Below are 24,610 nucleotides of genomic sequence, written 5' to 3' on the forward strand. Positions count from 1 at the left end.
ATTCTACCCGTCTTATAAAATCCTGATGAAACATTGAATTCCTCTTATATAATCGCAGTCTGTACTGACAACCACGAACATTCTGACCGGCCCAGGACTCACGATGGACTTTCTAAATCATTTAAAAACGGATTCCAATTTCACACTATCACGCCGCTCTTTCATGAGATCAGCCATTGCCGCCACTCTTGGTTTGCAGACATGTAAATTGACAGCCTCTGAATCCCAGGTTACCCCAAAAGCACAAATCGCAATTACCTTTGATCTGGAAATGAGTCGTCAGTATCCGCGACGCGAAATGATGGAATGGGATTTTCAAAAAGGGAATCTGAACCAGGAAACGAAAACCTATTCATTAAAGGCGGCTGAACTTGCATCCGGTTTAAATGGGACCATTCATTATTTTTGTGTGGGACGCGTTCTGGAACAGGAAGATGTCCAATGGTTGAAAACCATCTCTGAGCTGGGACACCCGATTGGCAATCATACTTATGATCATGTCAATGTCTGGGCAACTGATCCTGAGAAAACACAATTTCGTTTTCAGCGTTCTCCCTGGTTGTTGGGTGGAAAGACAGCTGATCAGGTCATTCGTCAAAATATTCGCCTGACGACGGAAGCGATGAAACAACGTCTGAATATTTCACCTGATGGATTCCGGACACCAGGGGGATCCAGTACGGCATTGGATGATCGCGAAGATTTACAAAAAATGCTTCTGGCGGAAGGATTCTCCTGGGTCAGTTCCAAATATCCCAGACACAAATACAGTCTTCCCAAGACGGAACCAGACAACGAAATATATCAGTCTATCCTCTCAGCACAGAATGAAGCTCAACCTTATGTTTATCCTTCTGGTCTGGTTGAAATTCCGATGGGCCCCATCAGCGATGTCGGAGCATTTCGTACGAGTCACTGGAAGTTGAAATATTTTCTGAAGTCGGTCGAACTCTGCATTCAACAGGCGATCGAGCAGGGAGGCGTTTACGATTTCTTATGCCACCCATCAATCATGTATGTCGAAGATCCTCACTTTGAGACAATCAAATTAATCTGCAAACTGGTCAACCAGTCGGGAGGTCGGGCAGAGCTGGTTGGTTTAAGCGACATTGCAAAACGTGTGCCTCGGAACCAGTCTTGATATTCCTGTGACTATTCCTTCCTTATCACTAAAAGCAACCAGTCCCAGAAAGATTCGGTTAGCCTGGAGCAACACGGTCCTGACGGTTTGAATTTTACACTCGTTTATGGCATCGATCGTTTCTCGCCTTTTCTATAGTGACGTAGAAGTTGAGTGGCGAACCTATTCCATTCTGCTTAGAATAAGGATCCTTCTGACTCCAGCTCGCCGTTCTCGAAAGACGCTCCCATGACCGACCATAGCTATCCCGATCTCGAAGAAGAACTGGTACCCGATGAGGTAATCCCACATCAATCACTACCACCACTAAAATATCGAGACCTCCCACCAGCTATCTCCTGGAGAAAAATGATCGGCCCCAGCATCATGCTGGCAGGGCTTTCACTGGGTTCGGGCGAATTCGTACTTTGGCCTTATATCACATATAAAACTGGTTTCATCTTCTTCTGGGCCTGCCTGCTGGGTGTGCTCACACAGTTTTTCATGAATATGGAAATTGAGCGCTGGACCCTGGCAACAGGGGAAAGTGCAATCACCGGTTTCTGTCGGCTGAATAAACACTGGGCCTGGATCATGCTGCTGTTAAATATCATTCCCTGGGCGTGGCCCGGCTGGGCCACCGGTGCGGGTACGATGCTCAGTTGGACTTTTTTCGGTCCTGAGACGATTGCCAGTGCTCAAATCGATCCAATTCCTTCTCAGCTTTCTCTGGATGGTCTGGCACCGGAAAAAATTGATTACTCATTCGAAACTGGCGTTTTGAAATGGCGCGGGGATATGAGTGCCGAGGAACGTGACGTTCTCAGTAATGTCTTAGTTCAAAACCAGATTCAAAATCATGCACCCGATTTATTTCAAAAGATCAACCAGGGACAAGATTTGCAGTACGAAGCAAAATACAGTACTTTTCTGGGAATCGCTGGCCTGTTACTGGTTGGCATTGTCTTAACCACTGGACCTGTCGTTTATAACACGGTTGAAAAAATTCAAATCTTTTTGGTAGGTATGATCTTTGTTATTGCTGTGGTACTGGGGATTTATCTGATCGAACCCTATGCCATCTCTTCCATGATGAAAGGTGCTGTCAATTTCGGTCAGATGCCCGATGAATCGAGCGGTCTGAAAACGATGGCCTTGCTTGGAGCGCTGGCCTTTGCAGGAGCTGGCGGCACGATGAATCTTGGACAGAGTAATTTCATCAAAGACAAAGGCTATGGAATGGGCAAATATATCGGGCGCATTACCAGTCCAATAACAGGCCAGGAAGAAGCCGTCAGTGAAGTGGGCTATCATTTCAAACATACTCCTGAAAATCAGGCGCGCTGGAAGCAGTGGTGGCGCGCTGCCAATATTGAGCACTTTTTCAGTTTCTTCCTCACCTGTCTGGCATGTCTCGTTTTATTATCTCTGATTTCGTATTCGTTGTTCTATCAAGCCGACGGACAATTAAAAGAAGGCGTATCGCAGTTTGGTACTGGTCTCAATTTCATCTGGGGTCAGGCCATTTTGCTGGAAGGCCGTCTCGGGGGTACCTTCAAGCTGATGTTCCTGCTGATGGGAGCAGCCATCTTACTGACTACCGAACTGGGTGTACTTGATGCGACTGCCCGTATTTCGGCTGATATCCTGAAAGTCAATTATCTCAGAGACAATGCACGCTGGTCACTGAGTAAGTTGTATTATTGCTTTCTCTGGGGTGAGATTCTGTTGGGTTCTGCCATCCTGCTTTACGGTTCTGTCAATCCACATTTCAAACAGCCTTTGTTTCTGATAGAAACTTCAGCCGCCATGAACGGAGGCGTGATGTTTTTATATTCGATGATTCTGCTCTATATGAATTCGAAGATTCTCAGTCGCAGCATCAGTACCAGTCCACTTCGATTTGTTGCGATGGTATGGGCTGCAGCATTTTTTGGATACTTCAGTCTGCAGGCATTTCGAATGCAGATTATCCCCTACATTTCACCTTATTTTAAACTACTCTTTTCTTTTTAAATTTGCTCCAGGCTCATCGCATGCAACCATTTTCTCTGCTTTATTATTGTAAACAGCAGACAGCTTCACGACTTATTTATTGCTGTCTGTTACTTATCTGGCTTTTAATCAATCCACAGATAATTTCATCAACTGATGCTGCAACCTGGTACGTAAACAACAAGACGGGCAGCGACAACAACAATGGGATTTCAGAAAATACCGCGGTTGCTACAATTTCCAGAGCAATCACATTAGCAGGGAGAAGTGATATCCTCGAACTCGCAAACACAGGAATCCCCTACCGGGAAACCATGCTGTTTCGTAATCTGGGAGGGCGTCCTGATCGCCCCTTTGTCGTCGAAGGAAATGGAGCCGTTTTATCAGGTTTGAAAGCCATCGATGTAGCCAAATGGGAAAAAGTCAAAGAGGGTCTGTTTGTGTTCCCGCTTGATAAAACCCCCTATGGAAATCCATTTCTGGTTTCTCGTGGTAAACGTATTCCCCAAGCGAAAAGTCTGGATCTGCTTCAGACGGGTGAGCACTACTGGGACCGCAGTGGAAATAAGATCTATTTTCTGTGTGCTGCTGGAAAACAACCGGCTGACTATGAACTGGAAGCGACTTTACGCATCAGCGGTTTCACACTCACCAGCGCCAGTTATATTGTCTGTCGCAATCTGACATCTGAATTTTTCTCCAATGATGGATTTAATATTCACGGCGACTGTCGTGGTATTCGACTTGAAAATGTAATTGCCCGACATAATGGTGACGATGGAATTTCAATTCACGAGTCCGGTGGGTTGATCGTACAAAATGCTTATGTCCATGATAACTTTTTTGGCATTCAGGACGTGAACGCTTCGCGGTCAGTATATAACGGTGTACTGGCTGAGAGAAACCAGATTGGAGTCAGTCTGGTGGGAGGCTATCATTCACTTGTCGACTGTCAGATTAGAAACAGTATCCAGAAAGAAATTGATATCGCCGGAGCAAACCCGGGACACTTAATTGGTGCGGAATATAATCCGCTTTGTAAGACAATCCTGTTTGCTCATAATGTATCTCTCTTTGGAAATGGAAATCAGACCGGGCTGAGTATTCGTAACGGCGCAACTGCTATCATAGAACGTTCGGTCATTTCCGACTCCCAGACTGGCCTGATGGTTGACAGCAATAGCGTCTGTCACATGTCGCAGACAGCGATTATTGATTGCCAAATGACCTTGAAATCAACTTCTCAAAACATCTATTTTGATTACAATTATTATACAACAGGACAGATCAGTTGGCAGAATTCCCTCTATCAGGCCGGGCAGTTCTCCGATTATGTAACGGCATCAAAAGAGGACACAAACTCTCACGTAGGTCCTCTGAAAGTGGGGGTAGATGGGATCGTTGAGTTACCACCTGGTTCTGAAATCACTAAAACGAAATGGAAACTCGGGCCATCAGCTCCTTTCACATCTACTTTTACGAGTGATAATCCATAAACATCTTCACTCGCAATAAGGTTTTAAGTCTTTTCTAGAGCCCACCACATTTAACCATAGTATATCTCAATCTATTATACCTGCTCCAAATGGCCTTGGAGACGCGACAATAAAACTGGACACAGTCTAAGCACTGAAAACTGCGAAGTTCTCTTATGCGTGAGAGCTCAATACCTCTAAAATGAGACCGCATCTGCTTTTTTGTAATGAGTTGGGCTTACATTGCTGAGTCTATCGAAAAGGGATTGCCTCAATTTCAGCGATTTTACATAATACAGGTGATCTGGCGAGGACTGCCAACTATCAGTCTCGTCACTGTTTACGTTACAGGAAATTCTACTGCGGACTCTGATCCGCTTTTGTAAATCGTCTGGAAGTACCTCTGATCGAAAGAAATAGACATGTCCGTATTCAATGATAATTCTGAAACAATCGGCGGAACACCGCTGGTTAAAATCAATCACCTGACTGAAGGACTTAAGGCGACGGTACTGGCAAAAATTGAAGGACGAAATCCGGCCTACAGTGTAAAATGTCGTATTGGTGCCAACATGATCTGGGAAGCGGAGAAAAGTGGGCAGTTAAAACCGGGTATGCAGGTCGTCGAGCCAACCAGTGGCAACACGGGAATTGCACTTGCCTTTGTTTGTGCGGCACGAGGATATCAGTTAACGCTCACCATGCCGGACTCCATGTCTGTGGAGCGTCGTCTGATGCTGAAAGGCTTTGGTGCAAATCTGGTTCTCACTCCCGGCGCAGATGGAATGAAAGGGGCCATCCAGAAAGCAGAAGAACTGGCAGCCAGCCCTGAGTTTTTCATGCCTCAGCAATTTGAAAATCCAGCCAACCCGGCAATTCACTTCAAGACAACCGGTCCCGAAATCCTGAAAGATACCGAAGGTAAGATTGATTACTTTGTTGCAGGTGTCGGCACGGGTGGAACGATTACAGGCGTCTCCCGATTTCTAAAACAGGATCAGGGCCTGAAAGTGAAATCTGTTGCTGTTGAACCTACCAGCAGTCCTGTTCTCTCGGGTGGCGAACCAGGAAAACACAAAATTCAGGGGATCGGAGCGGGTTTTATTCCAGGGAACTGCGATACATCACTGATTGATGAAGTCATTCAGGTCACTGATGATGAAGCGTTTGAGATGGCCAGTAATCTTGCCCGACGCGAAGGGATCACTTGTGGAATCAGTTGTGGCGCCGCGATGCAAGCAGCTCTGGAGATTGCTAAGCGTCCGGAAGCGGAAGGCAAAACTATCGTTGTCATTTTACCTGACTCCGGCGAACGTTATCTGTCCACTTCACTGTTTGATGATGCACGCTGAACGTTTTTGCTCCTACAATTCATGTGAAGAGAATCAGTTCCGGACAGAATACCAGTACAGATTTGCTGTACAAAGATCTTTACATGCAGTTCTCCTGCCGGAATGGTAGCCACAAACGGTCAGCGGCTGTATTCTTCTTTAAAATAGAATTTACATGGAACCCCCCAGACTTGACCGGTGTCTTTCGCAACAGCACGTCAGCCAGCAATAGTTACGGGGATTCTTTCAGATATTCACACAGATTTGGATAGTTAACCATGCGTTTTGAAACCAAGTGCGTACATACCGGAGTTGATAAGGACAGCACCTTTAACAGCTGTACAACGCCAATTTATACCTCATCGACTTTCTACTGGGATAGTCTGGAAAGCCACAAGGGATTTGATTATACCCGTAGTGGCAACCCGACCCGTAGCGCCATGGAAGAGAACATCGCTGCGTTAGAAGGCGGAGTCTCCTGCCGAGCCACAGCGACCGGGATGGCTGCCATTACTCTGGTAATGCATCTGTTTAAGCCTGGAGACCATATCATTGCCGGCGATGATATCTATGGCGGCACTTATCGACTGTTTGCGGATGTCTTCACCAGGTGGGGGATTACATTTTCGTTTGTAAAAATGAGTGACGCGGAAAATGTCCGGTCAGCCATCACGCCGGAAACCAAAGCGATCTGGATTGAGACACCCAGTAATCCTCTGTTGAATCTGGTTGACATGAAAGCAGTCACTCAGGTTGCTGCCAATGCAGATTCAGATATCCTGACCATCGCTGACAACACCTTCTGTTCTCCTTATCTGCAGCGACCTATCGAATTCGGGGTCGATCTCGTTTTGCATTCGACCACAAAATATTTAAACGGTCATTCCGATGTTGTCGGAGGCTGTGTTGTCTCCCGTACTGAAGAATTGGCCGAACGCGTTGCTTATATATCAAATGCACTGGGTCTGGGTTGTGCTCCCTTTGATGCCTGGCTGGTACTGCGAGGAATTAAAACCCTGGCACCACGCATGGAAGCACATCAGCGTGGGGCAATGGCGTTAGCGCGGATGCTGGAATCCCACCCGAAAGTAGATCGCGTTTATTATCCGGGTCTGGAGTCACATCCGCACCATGAGCTGGCAAAACGTCAACAGGATGGATTCGGTGGAATGCTGAGTTTCGATGTCCATGAGGGCCGCCCCGTTGCTGAAAAAGTCATGCTCAATTCTAAGCTGTTCCTGCTGGCTGAATCGCTGGGTGGTGTGGAATCATTAATTGAATACCCTGAAAGTATGAGCCATGCTTCCATGACGCTGGAAGCACGCCGGGCAGCTGGTATCACAGAAAAAACAGTGCGGGTTTCAGTGGGGATCGAAAGCCCTGAAGACCTCATCGCAGATCTGAAACAGGCTTTAGACAGTTGATCTGAGTGTCGCTTCTAACTTCCTGATTACAGAAAACCAGTGGTATGTTCTTAGAATTCTTTCCACTGCTGCAGGGAGTCGGGGATTTCTCATAGAAGTAAGCACTGAGCGCGTGCAATATGCGTTTCCATTGTGATATGATGTTCTATTGGATTAAAAATATTCGATTCCAATGAAACTCTACTTCGATCCTGTATGATCAGACTGTTTTCCGATCAAGATACTTTTCCCACAGTTCAACCTTCAGGAAACTAAGAAGGCCGAGGTTATGAGTATAGATTCCTACGACCCCTGTCCGTGTAACAGTGGCAAAAAATATAAATTCTGCTGTCATTCTGTCGGTGATGAAATCAGCAAGATTTCTCATCTGCATGAAACTCATCAGACAGCAACGGCGTTACAACTGCTGGATCGACTCAAAAAGAATCATCCCGATCAGCCTTTAAGCTTCATCACTGAAGCTCAGATCCTGATGGCAGAACGACGGTTTGAAGACGCAATTGCCCCGTTGATTCAATGCCTTGAACACGACCCGGATCACCCGGCTGCCCATTCTTTACTGGCAACGTCTTCTTTTCTGGCCCACGGTTATAAGCATTCACAAAAAACGATTTATACGGCGTTCCAGAAATGTGCAACTGTAGATGTCAGCCTCGCAACTCCGCTGGCCATCAGTATTGCCATTGCACTGCAGATGCGAGGATACTACCTGGCGGCCCGCGAACATTTTGCCCTGGCAATGCGGGTTGCCTCTCAGGAATACCAACAGAACCTGTTTATGAATCTACTGGAATTTGACGGAGATGATCAAATTCCCTATCAGTTTCGGGGTGTCCATATTCTGGAGCGATGCACTCTGGAAGACTCAGAACAGCAAGCCACATTTGAAAAAGCCCAACGCCTGGCAAATCTGGGCTGTTATCGATCTGCAGCAGGACTTTTTAAACAACTGGCAGAAACTGCTGGACAGGTCACGCTCTGGAAAAATGCAGCCTTCTGTTATGCCTGGGCAACAGATGAAGTCAAAGCCGCTGAACTGTTTCATCAGGCAGCTAGCCTCGAAACAGATTTTGCTGAAGCCGTGGAACTGGAATCACTGGCGCAGTTACTCGACCTCAATAATACAGCGGACGTGGTCAATTCCATTGAAAAAATATTTGAAGTGGAATCCATTTCACGCTTTCTGACTCTGCTGGAACAGCATCCACAGATATTACGCGGAAACGTACCTCCTCCGCAGGAACAGAATCCGGAAGAAAACAGCCCTATTGCTTACTTCCAGATCACCAATACGCCCGTCGATGCAGAATCGAAGGGGGAAAACATTACACTCGAAAATGTCCCGACGGTCATTGGCGATATCGATGTTTTCGATGCAGATCGACAAATCGGGCAACCAGCGCTGATTCATCTGTATGCGTATGAAGGAGATCAACGGACGCTCGCCGAGAATATTTTTGACGAAGCACTAGGTGACCAAGGCAAATCAGACTGTGGTTTAAAAGTCGTAGAACGTGACAGCGAAGAAACCGGTAATCCGCTTTCTCCCGTTCCGATAGAACAATGGCCGCTTTTTTTCCGCTGGAGCTTCCCACAAAAAATGCCGATTCTGAAACGGCGGGAACTGGAAGCCCTGCAGTGGAAAAAGCTCCTCTCTGAAACCTGGCCAAACACAAAACTGGCCGGCCTGAACGGGAAAACTCCTAAAGAAGCTGCCGCCGATGAAGAATCTAAAATTGCATTGACAGCGGCTGCATATGTTCTTGATGCACAGACCCTGTCACTGGGGCATTTCCTGGACTTTTCAGAACTCGATCCAGAACTTGGCCTGACCGAGCTTCCCAACCTGGAAGTAAATGAGTCTTCACATTTCAATACGTGTTCTTCAATGACTCAGAACCGGATTCCGGTAAAAGTACTCAACGATTCACAGTTGATGTATATCTTCAATCGTGCCCTGCTCATTCGCCATCCCCGATTTCTGTATGATGTTCTGATCGAAGTACTCAATCGTGATGATTGCAAAAAAGAAGTGGATCTGGATCGAGTCTACACAACACTGACAGAGATCTGCCATAAAAAGAATCAACGAGAGGAAATGCTGACCTGGATCCAAAAAGGACAGGAAAATTCGCAGGCACAACCCAATAAAACGTTTGAAAACGAAATGCAGTGGAAAATGCGCGAACTTTCCTTCCGCCTCGAAGACACCTCTGATCCTGAGCTTTCTGATTTTATGAAAGAAATCTGGGATAAATATGGCAAAAAGACACCTCAAATCAAAGAGTACCTCATGGCCTTTGCTCAAGCCTTTGAGCTGGATGTTCCATGGATGAAAGGGGCTTCACTGTTGGATACAGGCGAGCTCAGCGGGAATGCCTCTGGTGAGGGGATCTGGGCACCCGGGGATGCCGCTCCCGACTCTGATGCTGGACAGAAACTTTGGATCCCGGGACAATCCTGACCAGTATCGAACCAAATCCGATTTGAGTTGAGCAATTCGAATACTTAAACTACCGAATCGGCCCCTGCAGGAAAGTGTATCAGACTGTGGATCCTACCAGAGTGTTTTCCAGTCCAGAAGAAGTCATGCAACGCGCGCTTGAGTTGGCTCGACATGGCACAGGTTCTGTCGAGCCCAACCCGGCTGTTGGATCAGTAATTGTGGACGATCACCTCCAGCTGATTGGTGAAGGCTACCATCAGCAATGTGGAGGCCCCCATGCAGAAATTCATGCACTTCAGATGGCCGGCGATCAGTCTCAGGGGAAAACCATATATGTCACACTCGAACCCTGTTGTCATCAGGGCAAAACCGGCCCCTGTTCTCAAGCCTTGATCCGGGCTGGAATTAAAAAAGCTGTGATCGCTATGCGCGATCCGGCTCCTCACGTTGACGGTGGTGGTATTGAAGAACTGAAACACGCGGGAATCCAAGTCGACGTTGGCCTGCTGGAATCTGAAGCACAGGCTCTAGTCCGCCCATTCGTCAAACGAGTCACAGAAGGTTTACCCTGGATCCATGCTAAATGGGCGATGACACTGGATGGGAAAATTGCCACCCGGACCGGCCATTCGCAGTGGATTTCAAATCCACGCTCACGGGAACGGGTGCATGAATTGCGAGGCCGCATGGATGGAATTATGGTCGGTCAAAAGACAGCAACCGCCGATGATCCACTGCTGACGGCCCGCCCGCCCGGGAAACGAATACCGGCCCGCATCGTCATCGATTCACAGGCCAGACTTTCTATTCAATCTCAACTGGTTCAGACCATCGCTGAGGCGCCTGTAATTGTTGTCGCACATACTTCAGCTTCTCAAGAAAAGATCATCCAACTCGAACAGGCAGGAGTTGAAGTATTGCAGATCCCCAACACTGCCGGCGAAATTGAGAGCCAACCAGACCTGCGGTTATGCATGCAGGAGCTGGCTCGACGGGAGATGACAAATATTCTGATAGAAGGAGGGGGTAGTTTACTGGGCTCCTGTTTTGATCAAAGGCTCATTGATGAAGTGCACGTCTTCATCGCACCGAAGATTATTGGTGGAGCAGAAGCGGTAACACCCATTGCCGGTAGAGGTCTGGATATGATTCCCGAACTACATAACTTGCGGGAGTATCAGGTCCAACAATTGGATTCAGACCTGTATGTGTGTGGGCGGCTTGAATATCCCGCATGAGCGGGTCCAGCTGGTTCAATGCAGTGAACGTGAGAGTGTATCAAGCAGGGTACGCAACTCAGGTCGTTGCCTGATGACTCCCACTAATGCGTATTTGCTCAGATTGCTGCCATACATCTGGCGGTTCAGAGTAGGCCTGACTTCATGTTTGAAGTAGCGATCCTGGCGTAACCGAATGGCAGCGTAACTGGCGGCCATCGCCACCAGCCCCAACCCCAGATCGATATACCAGCCACCCCAGCCCCAGTTCAATCTCTCATGGAAGATGACACAAATCCAGAACCAAGCCAGTATTGAGATCCACACGGGGCGGGCAACCAGTGCATTCAGGCGCTCATTCGCATGTACAAGATGGCCATAAAACTCGGGACTCGCCATTTCGTCAAGAGGACGCTCCTTCTGAAAATTCTCGCAGATCAGCTCACCATGATTGCGTGAAACAATCACAGACTCTCCTTCTTCAGGGAGAAAATCAGCCAGGTATTCCAGTTCCTCAAAGGGTGAACTCATCCCGTGCCCCTTACACTCTTTTCCACTAACAGTGGAATTACCAATAATATTTATCTCCACCCGATACACAGTCCACTGTGTCAGGAAAAAGAATCGAAATGCAACTTTTCAGTATTATAATAGTCACCTCAAAACGAGCGAATGACTTCTATTATTTTATCTAAATCATTCTCAACGACAATAGGTCCGTTGGAAAAAGGAGCTGTATTCACTCCGTGGCTCGACAGTTTTTCATCCATATGTTCATCAGTTGCTGAATGATAGGCAACAGTGGCATTTGGGTCTTTCAGCTGATGTCCTGTTAAAATACAGACGACGCGATCACCGGCAGCAATGACCCCTTCACTCTTCAGTAGTTTCGCTCCGGCAACGCTGGCTGCACTTGCCGGTTCACAGCCGAGTCCACCTGCACCGACTTGCGCTTTCGCATCCAGAATCTGCTGATCATCCACTTCACGAACAACCCCATCACAGACATCCAGCGCTCGTAATGCCTTCGAAAAATTCACAGGCCGGTTAATTTCAATCGCACTGGCCAATGTTGAAGCACGGCGGTTCTCTTTATCCATTTGTGTAAAAAAGTCCGTTGATTGATCAAGATCATAATTTCCTCCGTTCCAGCGCATGCCATGTTGTTCATAGAGTTGATACAGGGTGTTGGCTCCCTGGGCATTAATGATCGCCAGTCGAGGGATGCGATCGATCAACCCGAGTTGTTTCAGTTCCATAAATGCTTTACCGAAGGCACTGGAATTGCCGAGATTTCCACCAGGTACCACTATCCAGTCTGGTACTTCCCAGTTCAGACTTTCTAGTACACGAAACATGATCGACTTCTGACCTTCCAGTCTAAATGGATTCACGCTGTTACAAAGGTAAATCCCTTCCTGGGTACAGACCTCACGCACTCGGGCCAGCGCATCATCGAAGTCTCCCTGAATTTGTAAAGTCTTGGCACCATAGTCGAGCGCCTGTGATAATTTCCCAAACGCGATTTTGCCACTGCCGACAAATACGACGACTTTGAACTTCTGAGCGACACTGGAATAGATCGCCAGTGAAGCACTGGTATTCCCAGTCGAAGCACAAGCGGCCACTTTTGCCCCTACCATTACCGCGTGTGTTGAAGCGGCGGTCATCCCGTTATCTTTAAAGCTGCCTGAGGGATTTAGACCTTCGTACTGCAGGAATAAGCCATCTTCATTCAGCCCCGCGTATCGCGCGACTGAAGCCGATGCTTTCAGCATGGTCTGACCTTCGCCAATCGTGATAATCTGATCGTCATGTGCAAATGGCAATAATTCCCGAAATCTCCAGACGCCACTGAAATCAATGGGATTGTTTCGCGTGCTCCAGCGTTTCTCAAACTCGCGCAGTGACTGAGGCACCGGAACCTGATCCCAGTGATAAGTCACATCCAGCAATTCGCCACACTTGGGGCAGCTGGTCAAGACTTCGTCCAGGGAATAAGTCGCCTCGCAGGCAGGCGAAATACATTTCTGGTAAGCAAGCTCAGTCGATACAGTGGAAATCGTCTTCTCTCCTCAGTTTCAAGACAGGTTCGATAATTGATATTGAAAAACAGACTTTGGTCTGCTGGCGATATTGTCCTGACCGCAACTGCGATTGGCAACAGAAAGCGTCTCGAATCAAGCCGTTTTTCCGGGAAGTCCGCCTGATTATAAAGAATGTCCCGTATCTCCCATCTTGAAATAAAACATCTAACGTCTTACATTGATTTGATTAACAACCTTTTCTATTGATCCGTTCATTAAAACCTCAAAAAGCAGGCAGTACTATCATGTTCGAACTTTCTAAGGTACAAGCCGCGTTGGAACAATTTTCTCTGGATGGCTGGCTGCTATATGATTTTCGCGGAAATAATATTCTGGCCCGCAGAATTCTTGATATCCCCAATGAAGCAATGGGTTCACGCCGCTTTTTTTACTTTATTCCCCGTTCTGGCGAGCCAGTCAAACTGGTTCATCGTATCGAATCAGAAGCTCTCGATCATTTACCGGGTAAGAAAATCATCTATCTGAAATGGCAGGAGCTGGAAGCGGGCATCCAATCAATCCTGCATAAGGCCAGACGGGTCGCTATGGAATACTCACCACGCAATGCGAATCCGTATATTTCCCGTGTCGACGCAGGCACGGTTGAACTTGTAAGAGAATCGGTTGAGTCCATTGTTCCCTCAGGCGATCTGGTACAACTGTTCGAAGCAGTCTGGGATCAGGAACAGTGGGAGTTGCATCAACAGGCGGGAGTCCACACCGACAAAGCTTTTGAAGTTGCCTGGCAATTTTTAGCGACCCAAATCCGAGAGCAGGGGAGTGTAGAAGAACAGGCGGTGTGTGATGTGATCATGCAGCATTTTCAAGAGACCGGATTGACTACCTATCACCCTCCCATCGTCGCGCGCGAAGCACACAGTGGCGACCCGCATTACGAAACCGGGACAGGTAAGGAAACATTAATTCGGAAAAATGAATTTGTTCTGATCGATCTATGGGCCAAACTGGATGTGCCACGTGGCGTTTACAGTGATATGACCCGTGTCGGATTCACCGGCAAAGAAGTTCCGGAAAAGTACTCGCGAATATTTCAGATTGTAGCAGCAGCACGCGATGCGGGAATCACACTGGTGGAATACTCGTTTCAATCAGACAAACCGCTGCAAGGCTGGGAGGTTGATCAGGCATGCCGTGATGTGATTGAAGCTGCCGGCTATGGCGAATATTTTGTGCATCGAACCGGTCACAGCATCGGGCAGGAAACGCACGGCAATGGGGCGAACATGGACAACCTGGAAACTCATGAAGAACGACTGGTATTACCCCAAACTTGTTTCTCGATTGAACCGGGAATCTATCTCCCGGAATTTGGCGTGCGCAGCGAAATCAATGTTTTCATCGACGTACAGCATCAGGTGCATGTAACAGCAGGGGAACGCCAGAGAGAGATCCTGCCGATTCTGGCAGAGTTTTAGACTGTGTCCAGTTTTACTGTAGCGTCTCCAGGACCATTTGGACCGAGTATAATAGACTGAGAGACGCTATGGTTAAATGTGATGCGCTCTAGAGTCAGGCTTTGACAGTTCCGGACTTTCGTAGCGCCTCCAATTCTATCTGAATCTGGTCTGACAAAGTTGGAGACGCTATTGTTCCCATGAATGAGTTTTTGACTGGAGTTCCGAGCAACCGGGATTACTCCTGATCGATGCGTAGCATCTCATCCAGAATGACGGGGTGCCATAGATCATCGCGCTGCGATACATCAATGTAGTTCTTTCTTGCCCAGGTGCGCAGCCTCATCTCCTCTATAGCATCGACTGATAGTCTGTCTGCTTCTTCTGCTGAAAAAGGAATTGTAGCTGAAATACCCAACGGTCTTCTCCTCACGCTAAAAGTTTTGAGAATGAAACTCGGCGAACCAGCTTCCTGCAGCCGCGCGACCCAATTTGTTAAAGAACTCCCTGAACTCTCTCTGGTTAATTCCCTGGCCAGGAATTTCAAGCAGGTGAGAGAGCCGTTTCAGGTATCCGGTGAAAAAACCACTCCTGATATTAATCACCAGAATTGACAAATATTGTATCTTTTATGGTGTAAATTCAAGTCGAAAATAGGCCTGTAAAACGATAAATGACGGAAGAGCAGGGCCTGCCTAGAGTTAGAATTTCGCTCATTTCGCAGGCTGGGACTGGATTCCTGTCAATGTCAGCTTTATTTCACTAACGTGACATCGACGGTGGTTCCCATAGGGAATTCAGGCCAGAGAGGTCCGGCAGGCTCAATATATACCAGAATAATACTTTCTGTCGAACCAGGCTGTTGAATTGCCTGCTCTGAAATTCTCTGAATGGTACCTTTGCCTTTCAAATTTCCGGAAAACATGATTTTGACTTCTTTCCCTTCGTCAAACAGGCTGATTTTCCGGGAGGGCACTTCCACGACAAGAAAAGGATGCTCTTTGTCAAAGAGTTCCACAATCGGAGCACCTTTCTTGACAGGATCCCCTTTTTCATTAGCAAAGATACCGACGGTTCCATATTTACCGGCTTTCAGTTGCAAAGCATCTCGCTGTGATTCCAGTTGTTTCAATTCCTCCTTCACTCGATCCAGACGATTTTTAATGACTTCCACTCCCATGGCAACACGAATTTGAGCTGGTAGTTTCCGCTGGATTGACTTCAATTCGTCCATCTGATCTTCACAAAGCTTGACGCGTGCCGCAAATACTTCAGCTGAATTTCGGGCAGATTCCTGCCGCAGCATGGCTGTGATTCTATTTTCGTCCGGCAATCGGCTTTCATAGACCAGCGAACGAAAGACATCCTCATTGGATCCGTTACTCGAAATGGAGTCATAGTCCTGCAGGAAGTCCTGCCAGGCCAGATTGGTTATCTGATGGATATATTTTTCTTTTAGATATTGAGACGACTTCAATTTGGCATTAAAGACTTCCGATTCAATTTCTTTATTGCGTAAAGCCAGTTCGACTTCACTCTTCGCTTTAGACTGCTCCAGCTCAGATTCCAGCATCACCAGTTCCTGCTGTTTCGACTTCCAGCTCTTCTCAAGGCTTCGATCATACAGCGTTAATATTGTTTCTCCGCTGGAAACCGTTTGACCTTCCTGGACATGAATTTCCTGAATGATGGCATCGTTTTTCGCTGTGATAATTTTCTTAGGAGCCTGCAAAGAGCCCACATAGCTCTCCACTCGAACGCCACGTACCCACTGGGCACAAAATATTCCACCCGCCAGTGCTATGATTAAAATGACAATTGCCCGAACTCCAAACGTTGACTGGTGCTCGTGCAGATGGTCTTGTACCTGATAGTCATCTAATAATTCAGAAGGCATTTCTGGCTGTCCTACATTCATCCAGTCTCATTCAATTATCCCGCATGCGTGACACAACACGCCTCTTATCGAATCGGATGCCGAACGACCAGAATTTACCTCAAAACCAGCAAAATCCACATGACTGCGCAGTTAGCTGTTAAACTTTAACGCTTACGGAGACTGACTCTATCTCCGCACCTGAAGAACATATCCTTCTGTACACTTTTTAATTTTCTCCTCAGACTCACTTCGGGCGATCGCATTTCACAAATTCTTCCGATAGGATGGGAATTAAGTCGAGCTTATCTGCCCGGAGATTCGCTTCATGCGAGAAGCATCTGATGAGTGAACATATTACTGTCTACCGATTTCTACAGTGAAAGAAAGTGATCCTATTTTCATGAAGCCGATCGTACAAATTTCATTAGATCTGACTAACATTGAAGAGGCTCTGGAGACAGCGGCAATGGCGATGAGAGCCGGTGTTGACTGGCTGGAAGCAGGCACACCACTGATCCTGGCTGAAGGCTTAAATTGTGTAAGAGAACTGCGCAAAAACTTTCCAGAAACGCCAATCGTCGCGGACCTCAAAACCATGGATGGTGGTTATCTGGAAGCGGAAATGATGGCCAAAGCGGGTGCAACCCACGTTGTAGTTATGTCACGAGCACACGAAGAAACCATTCACTGTGTCGTCCAGGCTGGAAAAGACCATGGTGTAAAAGTCATGGGCGATAATCTGGCAGATGACATGGTTCCCGCTGCAAGAAGGTTAGAAGACCTGGGCTGTGATTACGTGATCCATCACGTCGGCTATGATGAACGTCGCGGGATTGCCGCTCGCGGCGAACGAATGCCAAGTCCTCTGGATCAACTGAAAGAAGTCGTGGCAGCCGTCAGCATACCTGTGCAGGCGGTCGGAGGACTCTCCCTGGAACAGGCAATCCAGACGCCCGAGTATGGCGCCCCACTCGTCGTACTGGGAGCCCCACTGACCATTGACGCGGATTCTTTCAAAACCGCGGGTGGGAACCTGGAAGACTCGTTAAGGCTGATTTGTGAAAAAGTTCACGCATACGGTGATGTCGCCATCGGAGGTCAAAAATGAGCCAGGCTGTATTAACTCAAACTGCTGTCGTCAACTATGCCCCTGAAGCAAACTCCGTGGAACTGCAGGAAATTCCGGTACCGCAAATCGGCCCGGACGAAGTGCTGCTGGAAGTGGCAGCGGTCGGCGTCTGCGGCAGTGATCTGCATCAATGGACGGCAGATCATAGCTGGCCTGTGAATTATCCCGTAGTTCTCGGACATGAATTTGCCGGCAAGATCTTCAAAACTGGAGACCTCGTTAAGAACTGGACCGAGGGAGACCGCGTTGTCAGCGAAACGGCAGCCATCATCGATCCAGACAACCCGATGTCACGTGAAGGCCGCTACAATCTGGATCCAACCCGTAAGGGATTCGGTTATGGTGTGAATGGCGCCATGACAAGTTTTGTGCGTGTTCCCGCGCGTTGCCTGCATCGTGTTCCGGACAGTTTACCACTGGAAAAAGCTGCTCTCACCGAACCCTGCTGCGTTGCATTTAATGCCGTCGTCATGAATGGAGAAATCCAACCCGGCGATCGCATCGTGGTCTTCGGACCGGGACCGATTGGCTTACTCTGTGCAGCTATGGCGCGACTGCAGGGAGCAGAAGTTGCCGTGGTGGGACTGGAGCGAGATAAGGGACGCCTGGAAATTGCTGAGCGATATTATGGATGCCAGCCGGTCATCGAGGGAGTTGACGACTGGGCTTACGAAGTGGACGGACTGGGAGTAAATGGCGTCGTCGATGCCGCCGGTGTCTCTATGACATTGAAAAAGTCGCTGGAAATTGTCCGTCCAGGTGGCTGGATCAGCAAGGTCGGCTGGGGGCCACAACCATTGGGATTCTCTCTCGACCCTCTCGTACAGAAGAGTATTCGACTGCAAGGCAGCTTCAGCCATAACTGGCCGATCTGGGAGCGAGTGATTCGCCTTTTGACGACAGGACAGTTGAACATCGAACCCATAATCGGTGGAACCTGGTCCCTGGGTGAATGGAATACCGCATTTGAAACTATGCACTCAGGTGAGATCGTGAAAGCGATATTAACGCCATAAAGTTGATCTCTATAGCTGCTGAAGATCATTCTCGATTTAAATAATACTGTAACTTGATGGAACCTTTGATGCCAAAACTCGCCGCATTTCCTAAAGCATTTATGGATGAACTATGCCTGACCGGCGAGATGACTCTACATCAGTGGATCGATCTGGCTGCCACCCTGGATATTGACGGCCTGGAGTTTTATGCCGGCTTTCTGGAAATGAAAGATAAGAATTTCTGGCCGACAGCCAAAAAGATGGCCAGCGATCAGGGGCTGGAAATCCCGATGATGTGTTGTTCCCCCGACTTCACACACCCTGATGAGGCGTTTCGGAATGAACAGATCGAACGCGAAAAGTTCTGGATGGAAATGACGGCTGCCCTCGGAGGAAAATATTGTCGAGTCCTCTCAGGTCAACGCAGGCCTGAAGTTTCCCGAGAAGATGGAATTCAATATGCCGTCTCGTCGATCGAAGCCTGTCTTCCACTGGCGGAAGAACTGGGACTGACACTGATTATCGAAAACCACTACAAGGACAACTATTGGGATTATCCGGAATTCGCACAGATGGCAGATGTGTTCTGCGACCTTGTGTCCCGCATTGATTCACCGAACTTCGGAGTTAATTTTGATCCGAGTAATACAATCCTGGCTGGCGAAGATCCTCTGGAACTTCTGGAACGAATTAAGCACCGCGTGGTCAGCATGCATGCCAGTGACCGTTATCTGACTGCGGGCACGATTGAAGACCTGCGTAAGGAAGAAAACAGCCTGGGTTATGCCAATCGACTCAGTCATGGAGTGATTGGAAAAGGTCTCAATGATTATGACACCATCTTCTCACAACTGAAACAGGTCGGCTTCGACAGCTGGATCAGCATTGAAGATGGAGTGAATGGAATGAAAGATTTAGAGGAAAGTGTTTCTTTCCTCAGGGCAAAAATATCACAGTACTGGGCGTAACCCGGTTAAAACAGCATAAAATAAATATCTTTAAAATAGATAAGCTGACAACTCTTGCAGAGGTAGGAACGCGCAGATAGCATATATACATATGAACGCCCCCTGAACCCTGCCAGATTTTCCATGTCTATTTGACCAGATATCAAATTTTGTTTGATCCTGTTTGCTTCAGATAACGTAAAATCTATATCAATCAAACGCACTGCCTGTTTGCCTTTATCATTTCAACAGAATCGTAGTTCCATGCTGGCCAACATTAGAAACATCATTCCGTCCTTCCTTCTGATTTCTTCGATATTTATTGCGCCAGGTTGCGGCGGATCTGACACCAGTCAGCAACGCACCAATTCCAACCCATTCGCGCCTTCAAATAATCAGGCTGCCCCTGCGCCCCGACTAGCGCCTGCCAGCCCCCGGTTATCTCAATCCCAACCAGCGACGGATCCAGAGACGACAGTGGTAAAGGAGCCCCCAGCTCCTGCAATGCAGTCGAAAACAGAAACACCAGTAACATTGGCACCTGAGACAGACCTGCTAAGCGAAATCCGCAAAAGGACTCTGGACACAGAGCAGCCTGGTGTGGCCGTCATTGTGCGTGGATTTAACGGCAACGAAACAGAAGCCGTTTCGCTGCTACAGAAAAATATGCAGTCTGCTTATCTGAATTCAACTGAGCAGAATGATCAGACGTCACCCGTTCCAACAGAAAACGGAAAGGTTGATTTTTTCAGCAGGGATCAGCAACTGATCCTGATATTACATCAGGTCCCGAAAGATCTGTTTGCATTTGCCCAGAAAATCAATTGCGGAAAAATGAAAGAGATTGATGTCCAAAACCGGATCATCACGATCGAAGTCCAGCCTGAGGCTTTGAATGCACTCGCACTCCAACAGAAATCGAATTCTCTGACGCCTGATCCTTCAGTAAAAGTTTCTGCAAATTCCAGTTCTCTAAAGAACATACCTAATTCCACTACTCCTAAGCCGGAGATGAAACCGAAAGACACTGCTGGCCCGAAAAGAAATGATCGGGATTTAAAACCGCAACCAGATGAAGATACGATCGACTGGGCACTGCGTGTGATATCTGGAACCAGTTCTTTTGCCCATGACACGGCTTGCAAAAAACTGGTCACAATGAAACCGGACACGGAAAATCTTGCCAGAGTATCTACCGTGTTAGCAGAGACACTTCCGGCGGCCAAAGAAGGTTTTCGAATGAAAGAGCATATCAACGCCATGTCGGTCTGGTATACGGACGAAGCGACGTTTGCCTTTGCAAATTTACTGGAAGAAGAGAACTCTGCCCTGGTTCGCGAAGATATCATCCAACTGATGCCAACCATTCACTCAGAAACGATGGCTGAAATCCTGGTCGGCCGTCTGCCCAACCGCGCAGACATGAAAGATGCACGCACCGCTCTCAAAATCATGGGATCCATCGCAGAAAAACCAGTACTACGATTACTGGATGATCCTGACAGCTCTATGCGAATCCAGGCCTGCAATATCTTGCAGGCAATCGGAACCCGGGAATCTATTAATGCGTTGAAAAAACGTGCCGAGGTAGAAGAGTCGAAAGTCGTCAAACAACAGCTGACAGAAACACAGGCAGAGATCGAAAAGAAACTGACCGCAGCAGATAAATAGACTAGTTTGAACAGCAGTTTCGTTCGCCCATTAATATCCAGCTGCAACGCCATGTTTTCGCGTATCGCTATGTCCCCGCAATCCATCCGGTCGACGTGAAACAGCTTGGGTCGCAGCCAGACTGGAACTCTTCTTGATCGTATGGCCGAACTGTTTTAGCTGGCCTCCTGCCTGCTCATACAGTTCCTCTTCCAGCAGCAGGTCTTCTGGTACCCATTGATGGTGAATCCGAGGAGACTCAACTGCCTGTTCAGGCTGCATCCCGAATACAATCATATTCAACAGCACCTGCAGCGTGCTGGAAATAATGCGCGGGCCTCCTGAGGCACCTGCAGAAAAGACTGCTTTGCCCTCTTTGACTGCAATCGTAGGCGACATACTGGAGAGTGGTTTCTTTCCCGGTTCGATCTCGTTGGCTTTACTCTGAAGCAGGCCGAAAGCATTGGGTTTGCCGGGGATGGCTGCAAAATCATCCATTTCGTTATTCATGACAATCCCGTATTTTGGAATCACAATGTAACTCCCAAATGTCAGATTTATTGTCTCGGTACACGCCACAGCATTGCCCGCTGCATCCATCACCGAAAAGTGGCTGGTCCCACTGTCTTTGGGGGAAAGATACCGTCCATAGTCAGTCAGCTTTTTCGTCTGCTTTGCATCAATGCGGGCCGCCAGGCGGGATGCGTATTTCGGGTCTGTTAACCTCTCCAGGGGAACTGGAACAAAGTCAGCGTCCCCCAGGTACTCGGCCCGGTCTGCAAACGCATGCTTCATGACCTCCGTCAGGAAGTGAATTTCCTGAGGTGAATGATATTTTAATTCGGCAAAAGGGTGTTTCAGAACCTGCTTTTCCAGAGCATCGATCATATTGAAGGACTCAATAATCGCAATACCCCCACTGGAAGGGGGGGGCATTGTCAGAATCTGATATCCATCGAAAGTAGTTGCGAGAGGTTTCCGGATGATCGGCTCGGTATCCTTTAAATCCTGATGGGTCAGAATTCCACCACCCTGCTTCCCGCAGGTCGCAACAATTGCATCAGCCACAGGGCCTTCATAAAAACCGGCACGACCGTTTTCGGCAATCAGTTCCAGCGCCTTCAACTGTGGACTGAAAAAACGAGCTTTCTCTTTCCACGGTTTGCCATGATTCAGATATTCATCAATCAGTGGCTGAAACTCTTTTTGATCCAAAACTCCTTTTTTCATTCGAGCTAACATCGAATTCTGTACGGATCGCATGTGGTCATTAATAGGAACGCCTCGACGAGCCATCAGAATCGCAGGCTGCATCACCGTCTTCAAATCCAGCTTACCATACTCTTTGACAGCGTAGCATAAACCGGCAACATTACAGGGAACTGCCACTGCCAGAGGCCCTTGTCGACTGGCCAATTGACGTTGCTTCTCAGAACCGGGCAGCCGCGAATACATATCAGGTGTAGCAGCAGCCGGTGCGCGTTCACGATAATCAATGACCGTTGATTTCTGCTGCTCAGCATCCCAGATCACCATGAAACCACCGCCTCCCAGCCCACAACTCGCGGGCCTGAGAACAGAGAGCGCAAATGACGTCGCCACAGCCGCATCAACCACATTGCCACCAGCCTTCAGGATGGCGATTCCTGCAGCGCTGGCCAGCGGATGATCTGCGGCGACCACTGCGTTGGGGTACACTTGAGAGTCTAACTCCTCTGCACGTACTGCAGCAGACCGTGGTAGTGTCGTCACAAACACGGCAATCACCGGAATTATTCTTAACATTTGATTCATAAACGATTTATAGTGGAGTGATCGAAACGACATAACTTTGCTTTCAGTCGGAGAGATACAGTGAAACGCTTATTCCTGTAAACGGATCAGACAATTGGTTTCTGCCGCTCGAAGTCTGGTTTGACTCTGATTATACTATGCGACCTGACTTGATGAATTTCCAGATGGAATACGATAAATTCCGATAAGTCATGGTTTCCGAGCTATTTTCCCGTTCGGCTCGATTGAAATGTACAAGCCCAACATCGTGAGGCAGAGCCGCTCACAGTACAAAACATCTGTTTAAATACAGCTGCATTATTATGACACTCACTCAACTTCATACTCCCGGAAAAGATAAAACCTGCCAACTGGTGACACTGGGCTGCAAGGTGAATCAGTACGAAACGCAACTGGTCAAAGAAGCACTCGAGAAGAACGGCTATCGCGAGGCTGGCGAAGCGGAAACAGCTGACCTGTGTGTCGTCAATACCTGCACAGTCACTGCCACCGGTGATTCCAAGGGTCGTAAGCTGATTCGGAATCTGGCGAAGAAGAATCCCGGGACGAAAATTCTGGTGATGGGCTGTTACGCCACTCGTGATCCGAAAACAGTTTCTGAGCTACCAGGAGTATTCGAAGTCGTAACCGATAAACGAGAACTGCCTGACATTCTGGAACGGCATGGCATCGTCGATATGCCTACCGGTATTTCTGAATTTGAAGGACGCAAAAGAGCGTACGTGAAGGTACAGGATGGTTGTATCCTGCGTTGTACTTACTGCATTATCCCTTCCGTCCGACCAGGCCTGCAGAGTCGATCCCCGGAGGATATTGAAGCTGAAGTGCGGCGACTGGTCGATAACGGTTTCAAGGAAATCGTGCTGACAGGAATCCACGTCGGTCATTATGGAGTCGACACAACACGAGGAAAATCGGGGAAGCCTCCGTTTCGGCTGTGGCATCTGTTTCGTAAACTGGATCAGATTCCAGGCGACTGGAGGATGCGACTCTCCAGTGTGGAAACGGCAGAAATTAACGACGATTTTATCTCAGCCGCAGCAGATTGCGAACATCTATGTCCACAGTTCCATCCTTCACTCCAGAGTGGTTCTGATACAGTCCTGAGACGGATGAAACGTCGCTACCATGTCAGCCGCTTTCTGGAAAAACTGCAATGCATGCGTGAACGACTGGATCACCCATCCTTTACAACAGATGTGATTGTCGGATTCCCCGGCGAAACAGACGAAGAATTTGCAGAAACCATGCGAGCCTGTGAAGAAGCAGCCTTTATGAAAATTCATATTTTCCCCTTCAGTGCCCGAAAGAGTACTCCGGCTGCAACATATGAAGATCAGGTTTCACCTCAGATTCGTCAGGAACGTTGTGCGAAACTGGCAGACCTGGAACAATCGCTGGCACAAAAGTTCTATCACACTTTAATTGATCGCGATCTTGAAGTAATGATTGAACGCGAATGTGACGAGCGGCCCGGCTGGGTACGTGGTACCGATCGCTGGTATGCCCCCGTAATATGTCAGGGAACGAAAGCAGACCTGGGAAAATTCGTATATGCGCGAGGCATCAGGGACCACCTCGAATTTCTCGAAGCAGATCGTACTTCCCCCTGATCGCTGTTGCGTGACCTGACATTGAACTGGGCTGCCATCTATAAACAATTCCAATTGACAATAGAAATCCGTTTTATAAAGAGAAAGAGA

19 protein-coding genes are annotated in these 24,610 nt (G+C 48.0%); 13 read left to right on the forward strand and 6 right to left on the reverse strand.

From position 1 onward, the window contains the following. Positions 1-103 precede the first annotated feature (103 nt). The 7 genes from Pan161_RS29610 to ribD all read left to right on the forward strand — a co-directional run bounded on the left by Pan161_RS29610 (position 104) and on the right by ribD (position 11,029). The gene (locus tag Pan161_RS29610; protein WP_145232315.1) at positions 104-1,141 is read left to right on the forward strand and encodes a polysaccharide deacetylase family protein; all 1,038 of its coding nucleotides are present in this window, start codon (positions 104-106) and stop codon (positions 1,139-1,141) included. A 228-nt stretch (positions 1,142-1,369) separates the two neighbouring features. Next, the gene (locus tag Pan161_RS29615) at positions 1,370-3,136 is read left to right on the forward strand and encodes an Nramp family divalent metal transporter (protein WP_145232316.1); all 1,767 of its coding nucleotides are present in this window, start codon (positions 1,370-1,372) and stop codon (positions 3,134-3,136) included. Between the two features lie 20 nt (positions 3,137-3,156). Then, a complete protein-coding gene (locus tag Pan161_RS29620; protein ID WP_145232317.1) occupies positions 3,157-4,611 on the forward strand; it encodes a right-handed parallel beta-helix repeat-containing protein in 1,455 nt (484 codons plus the stop codon). 401 nt (positions 4,612-5,012) lie between these two features. Next, a complete protein-coding gene (cysK, locus tag Pan161_RS29625; RefSeq protein ID WP_145232318.1) occupies positions 5,013-5,942 on the forward strand; it encodes a cysteine synthase A in 930 nt (309 codons plus the stop codon). Positions 5,943-6,199: 257 nt separating this feature from the next. After that, positions 6,200-7,345, forward strand: a complete 1,146-nt coding sequence (locus tag Pan161_RS29630) for a trans-sulfuration enzyme family protein (RefSeq protein WP_145232319.1) — start codon at positions 6,200-6,202, stop codon at positions 7,343-7,345. A gap of 268 nt (positions 7,346-7,613) precedes the next feature. Then, positions 7,614-9,809 (forward strand): tetratricopeptide repeat protein, encoded by a 2,196-nt coding sequence (locus Pan161_RS29635; RefSeq protein WP_145232992.1) that lies wholly within the window; start codon positions 7,614-7,616, stop codon positions 9,807-9,809. Between the two features lie 125 nt (positions 9,810-9,934). Next, positions 9,935-11,029, forward strand: a complete 1,095-nt coding sequence (ribD, locus tag Pan161_RS29640; protein WP_232103556.1) for a bifunctional diaminohydroxyphosphoribosylaminopyrimidine deaminase/5-amino-6-(5-phosphoribosylamino)uracil reductase RibD — start codon at positions 9,935-9,937, stop codon at positions 11,027-11,029. A 15-nt stretch (positions 11,030-11,044) separates the two neighbouring features. On the opposite strand, the gene Pan161_RS29645 is transcribed toward ribD, so the two are convergent. Together Pan161_RS29645 and thrC are read right to left on the reverse strand one after the other, a co-directional pair. Next, on the reverse strand, positions 11,045-11,539 hold the full coding sequence (locus tag Pan161_RS29645) for a hypothetical protein (RefSeq protein ID WP_145232321.1): 495 nt from the start codon (positions 11,537-11,539) through the stop codon (positions 11,045-11,047). A gap of 128 nt (positions 11,540-11,667) precedes the next feature. Continuing rightward, the gene (gene thrC / locus Pan161_RS29650) at positions 11,668-12,990 is read right to left on the reverse strand and encodes a threonine synthase (protein ID WP_232103557.1); all 1,323 of its coding nucleotides are present in this window, start codon (positions 12,988-12,990) and stop codon (positions 11,668-11,670) included. Positions 12,991-13,340: 350 nt separating this feature from the next. On the opposite strand from thrC, the gene Pan161_RS29655 reads away from it, so the two are divergent. Continuing rightward, entirely contained in the window at positions 13,341-14,531 is a 1,191-nt protein-coding gene (locus Pan161_RS29655; RefSeq protein WP_145232323.1) for a M24 family metallopeptidase, read from the forward strand. Between the two features lie 217 nt (positions 14,532-14,748). Here Pan161_RS29655 and Pan161_RS29660 read toward each other — a convergent pair whose 3' ends face one another. After that, a complete protein-coding gene (locus Pan161_RS29660; RefSeq protein WP_145232324.1) occupies positions 14,749-14,928 on the reverse strand; it encodes a hypothetical protein in 180 nt (59 codons plus the stop codon). Positions 14,929-15,264: 336 nt separating this feature from the next. Next, complete coding sequence (locus Pan161_RS29665) at positions 15,265-16,407, reverse strand: HlyD family secretion protein (protein WP_232103558.1); 1,143 nt, start codon at positions 16,405-16,407, stop codon at positions 15,265-15,267. A gap of 382 nt (positions 16,408-16,789) precedes the next feature. Between Pan161_RS29665 and Pan161_RS29670 the strand changes: the two genes are divergently transcribed. From Pan161_RS29670 to Pan161_RS29680, 3 genes are all read left to right on the forward strand, one after another. Further along, positions 16,790-17,497 carry an orotidine 5'-phosphate decarboxylase / HUMPS family protein gene (locus Pan161_RS29670; RefSeq protein WP_145232326.1) on the forward strand — a complete coding sequence of 236 codons (708 nt, stop codon included), beginning with the start codon at positions 16,790-16,792 and terminating at the stop codon, positions 17,495-17,497. Further along, a complete protein-coding gene (locus Pan161_RS29675) occupies positions 17,494-18,534 on the forward strand; it encodes a zinc-binding dehydrogenase (protein WP_145232327.1) in 1,041 nt (346 codons plus the stop codon). Before Pan161_RS29670 ends, Pan161_RS29675 begins: the two co-directional genes overlap by 4 nt. 68 nt (positions 18,535-18,602) lie before the next feature. Next, positions 18,603-19,484 carry a sugar phosphate isomerase/epimerase family protein gene (locus Pan161_RS29680; RefSeq protein WP_145232328.1) on the forward strand — a complete coding sequence of 294 codons (882 nt, stop codon included), beginning with the start codon at positions 18,603-18,605 and terminating at the stop codon, positions 19,482-19,484. A gap of 298 nt (positions 19,485-19,782) precedes the next feature. Here Pan161_RS29680 and Pan161_RS30830 read toward each other — a convergent pair whose 3' ends face one another. Further along, positions 19,783-20,004, reverse strand: a complete 222-nt coding sequence (locus tag Pan161_RS30830) for a hypothetical protein (protein WP_197995590.1) — start codon at positions 20,002-20,004, stop codon at positions 19,783-19,785. Between Pan161_RS30830 and Pan161_RS29685 the strand changes: the two genes are divergently transcribed. Continuing rightward, entirely contained in the window at positions 19,998-21,134 is a 1,137-nt protein-coding gene (locus tag Pan161_RS29685; protein ID WP_197995591.1) for a HEAT repeat domain-containing protein, read from the forward strand. The genes Pan161_RS30830 and Pan161_RS29685 overlap by 7 nt on opposite strands. Before the next feature lie 30 nt (positions 21,135-21,164). On the opposite strand, the gene ggt is transcribed toward Pan161_RS29685, so the two are convergent. Continuing rightward, positions 21,165-22,898: a gamma-glutamyltransferase gene (ggt, locus tag Pan161_RS29690; protein WP_232103559.1), complete on the reverse strand. Its 1,734-nt coding sequence runs from the start codon at positions 22,896-22,898 to the stop codon at positions 21,165-21,167. 311 nt (positions 22,899-23,209) lie between these two features. Between ggt and mtaB the strand changes: the two genes are divergently transcribed. Continuing rightward, entirely contained in the window at positions 23,210-24,520 is a 1,311-nt protein-coding gene (gene mtaB, locus Pan161_RS29695; RefSeq protein ID WP_145232331.1) for a tRNA (N(6)-L-threonylcarbamoyladenosine(37)-C(2))-methylthiotransferase MtaB, read from the forward strand. Positions 24,521-24,610 lie beyond the last annotated feature (90 nt).

The organism is Gimesia algae (assembly GCF_007746795.1).
GTDB lineage: Bacteria > Planctomycetota > Planctomycetia > Planctomycetales > Planctomycetaceae > Gimesia > Gimesia algae.

Coding starts and splice junctions, on each gene's coding strand:
- Pan161_RS29645 (WP_145232321.1), bottom strand. CDS start 11,539: ATGAGTTCACCCTTTGAGGAACTGGAATACCTGGCTGATTTTCTCCCT.
- Pan161_RS29675 (WP_145232327.1), top strand. CDS start 17,494: ATGAGCCAGGCTGTATTAACTCAAACTGCTGTCGTCAACTATGCCCCT.
- mtaB (WP_145232331.1), top strand. CDS start 23,210: ATGACACTCACTCAACTTCATACTCCCGGAAAAGATAAAACCTGCCAA.
- Pan161_RS29615 (WP_145232316.1), top strand. CDS start 1,370: ATGACCGACCATAGCTATCCCGATCTCGAAGAAGAACTGGTACCCGAT.
- Pan161_RS29620 (WP_145232317.1), top strand. CDS start 3,157: ATGCAACCATTTTCTCTGCTTTATTATTGTAAACAGCAGACAGCTTCA.
- ribD (WP_232103556.1), top strand. CDS start 9,935: ATGCAACGCGCGCTTGAGTTGGCTCGACATGGCACAGGTTCTGTCGAG.
- Pan161_RS29610 (WP_145232315.1), top strand. CDS start 104: ATGGACTTTCTAAATCATTTAAAAACGGATTCCAATTTCACACTATCA.
- Pan161_RS29670 (WP_145232326.1), top strand. CDS start 16,790: ATGAAGCCGATCGTACAAATTTCATTAGATCTGACTAACATTGAAGAG.
- cysK (WP_145232318.1), top strand. CDS start 5,013: ATGTCCGTATTCAATGATAATTCTGAAACAATCGGCGGAACACCGCTG.
- Pan161_RS29680 (WP_145232328.1), top strand. CDS start 18,603: ATGCCAAAACTCGCCGCATTTCCTAAAGCATTTATGGATGAACTATGC.
- Pan161_RS29655 (WP_145232323.1), top strand. CDS start 13,341: ATGTTCGAACTTTCTAAGGTACAAGCCGCGTTGGAACAATTTTCTCTG.
- ggt (WP_232103559.1), bottom strand. CDS start 22,898: ATGTTAAGAATAATTCCGGTGATTGCCGTGTTTGTGACGACACTACCA.
- Pan161_RS29630 (WP_145232319.1), top strand. CDS start 6,200: ATGCGTTTTGAAACCAAGTGCGTACATACCGGAGTTGATAAGGACAGC.
- Pan161_RS29635 (WP_145232992.1), top strand. CDS start 7,614: ATGAGTATAGATTCCTACGACCCCTGTCCGTGTAACAGTGGCAAAAAA.
- Pan161_RS29665 (WP_232103558.1), bottom strand. CDS start 16,407: ATGCCTTCTGAATTATTAGATGACTATCAGGTACAAGACCATCTGCAC.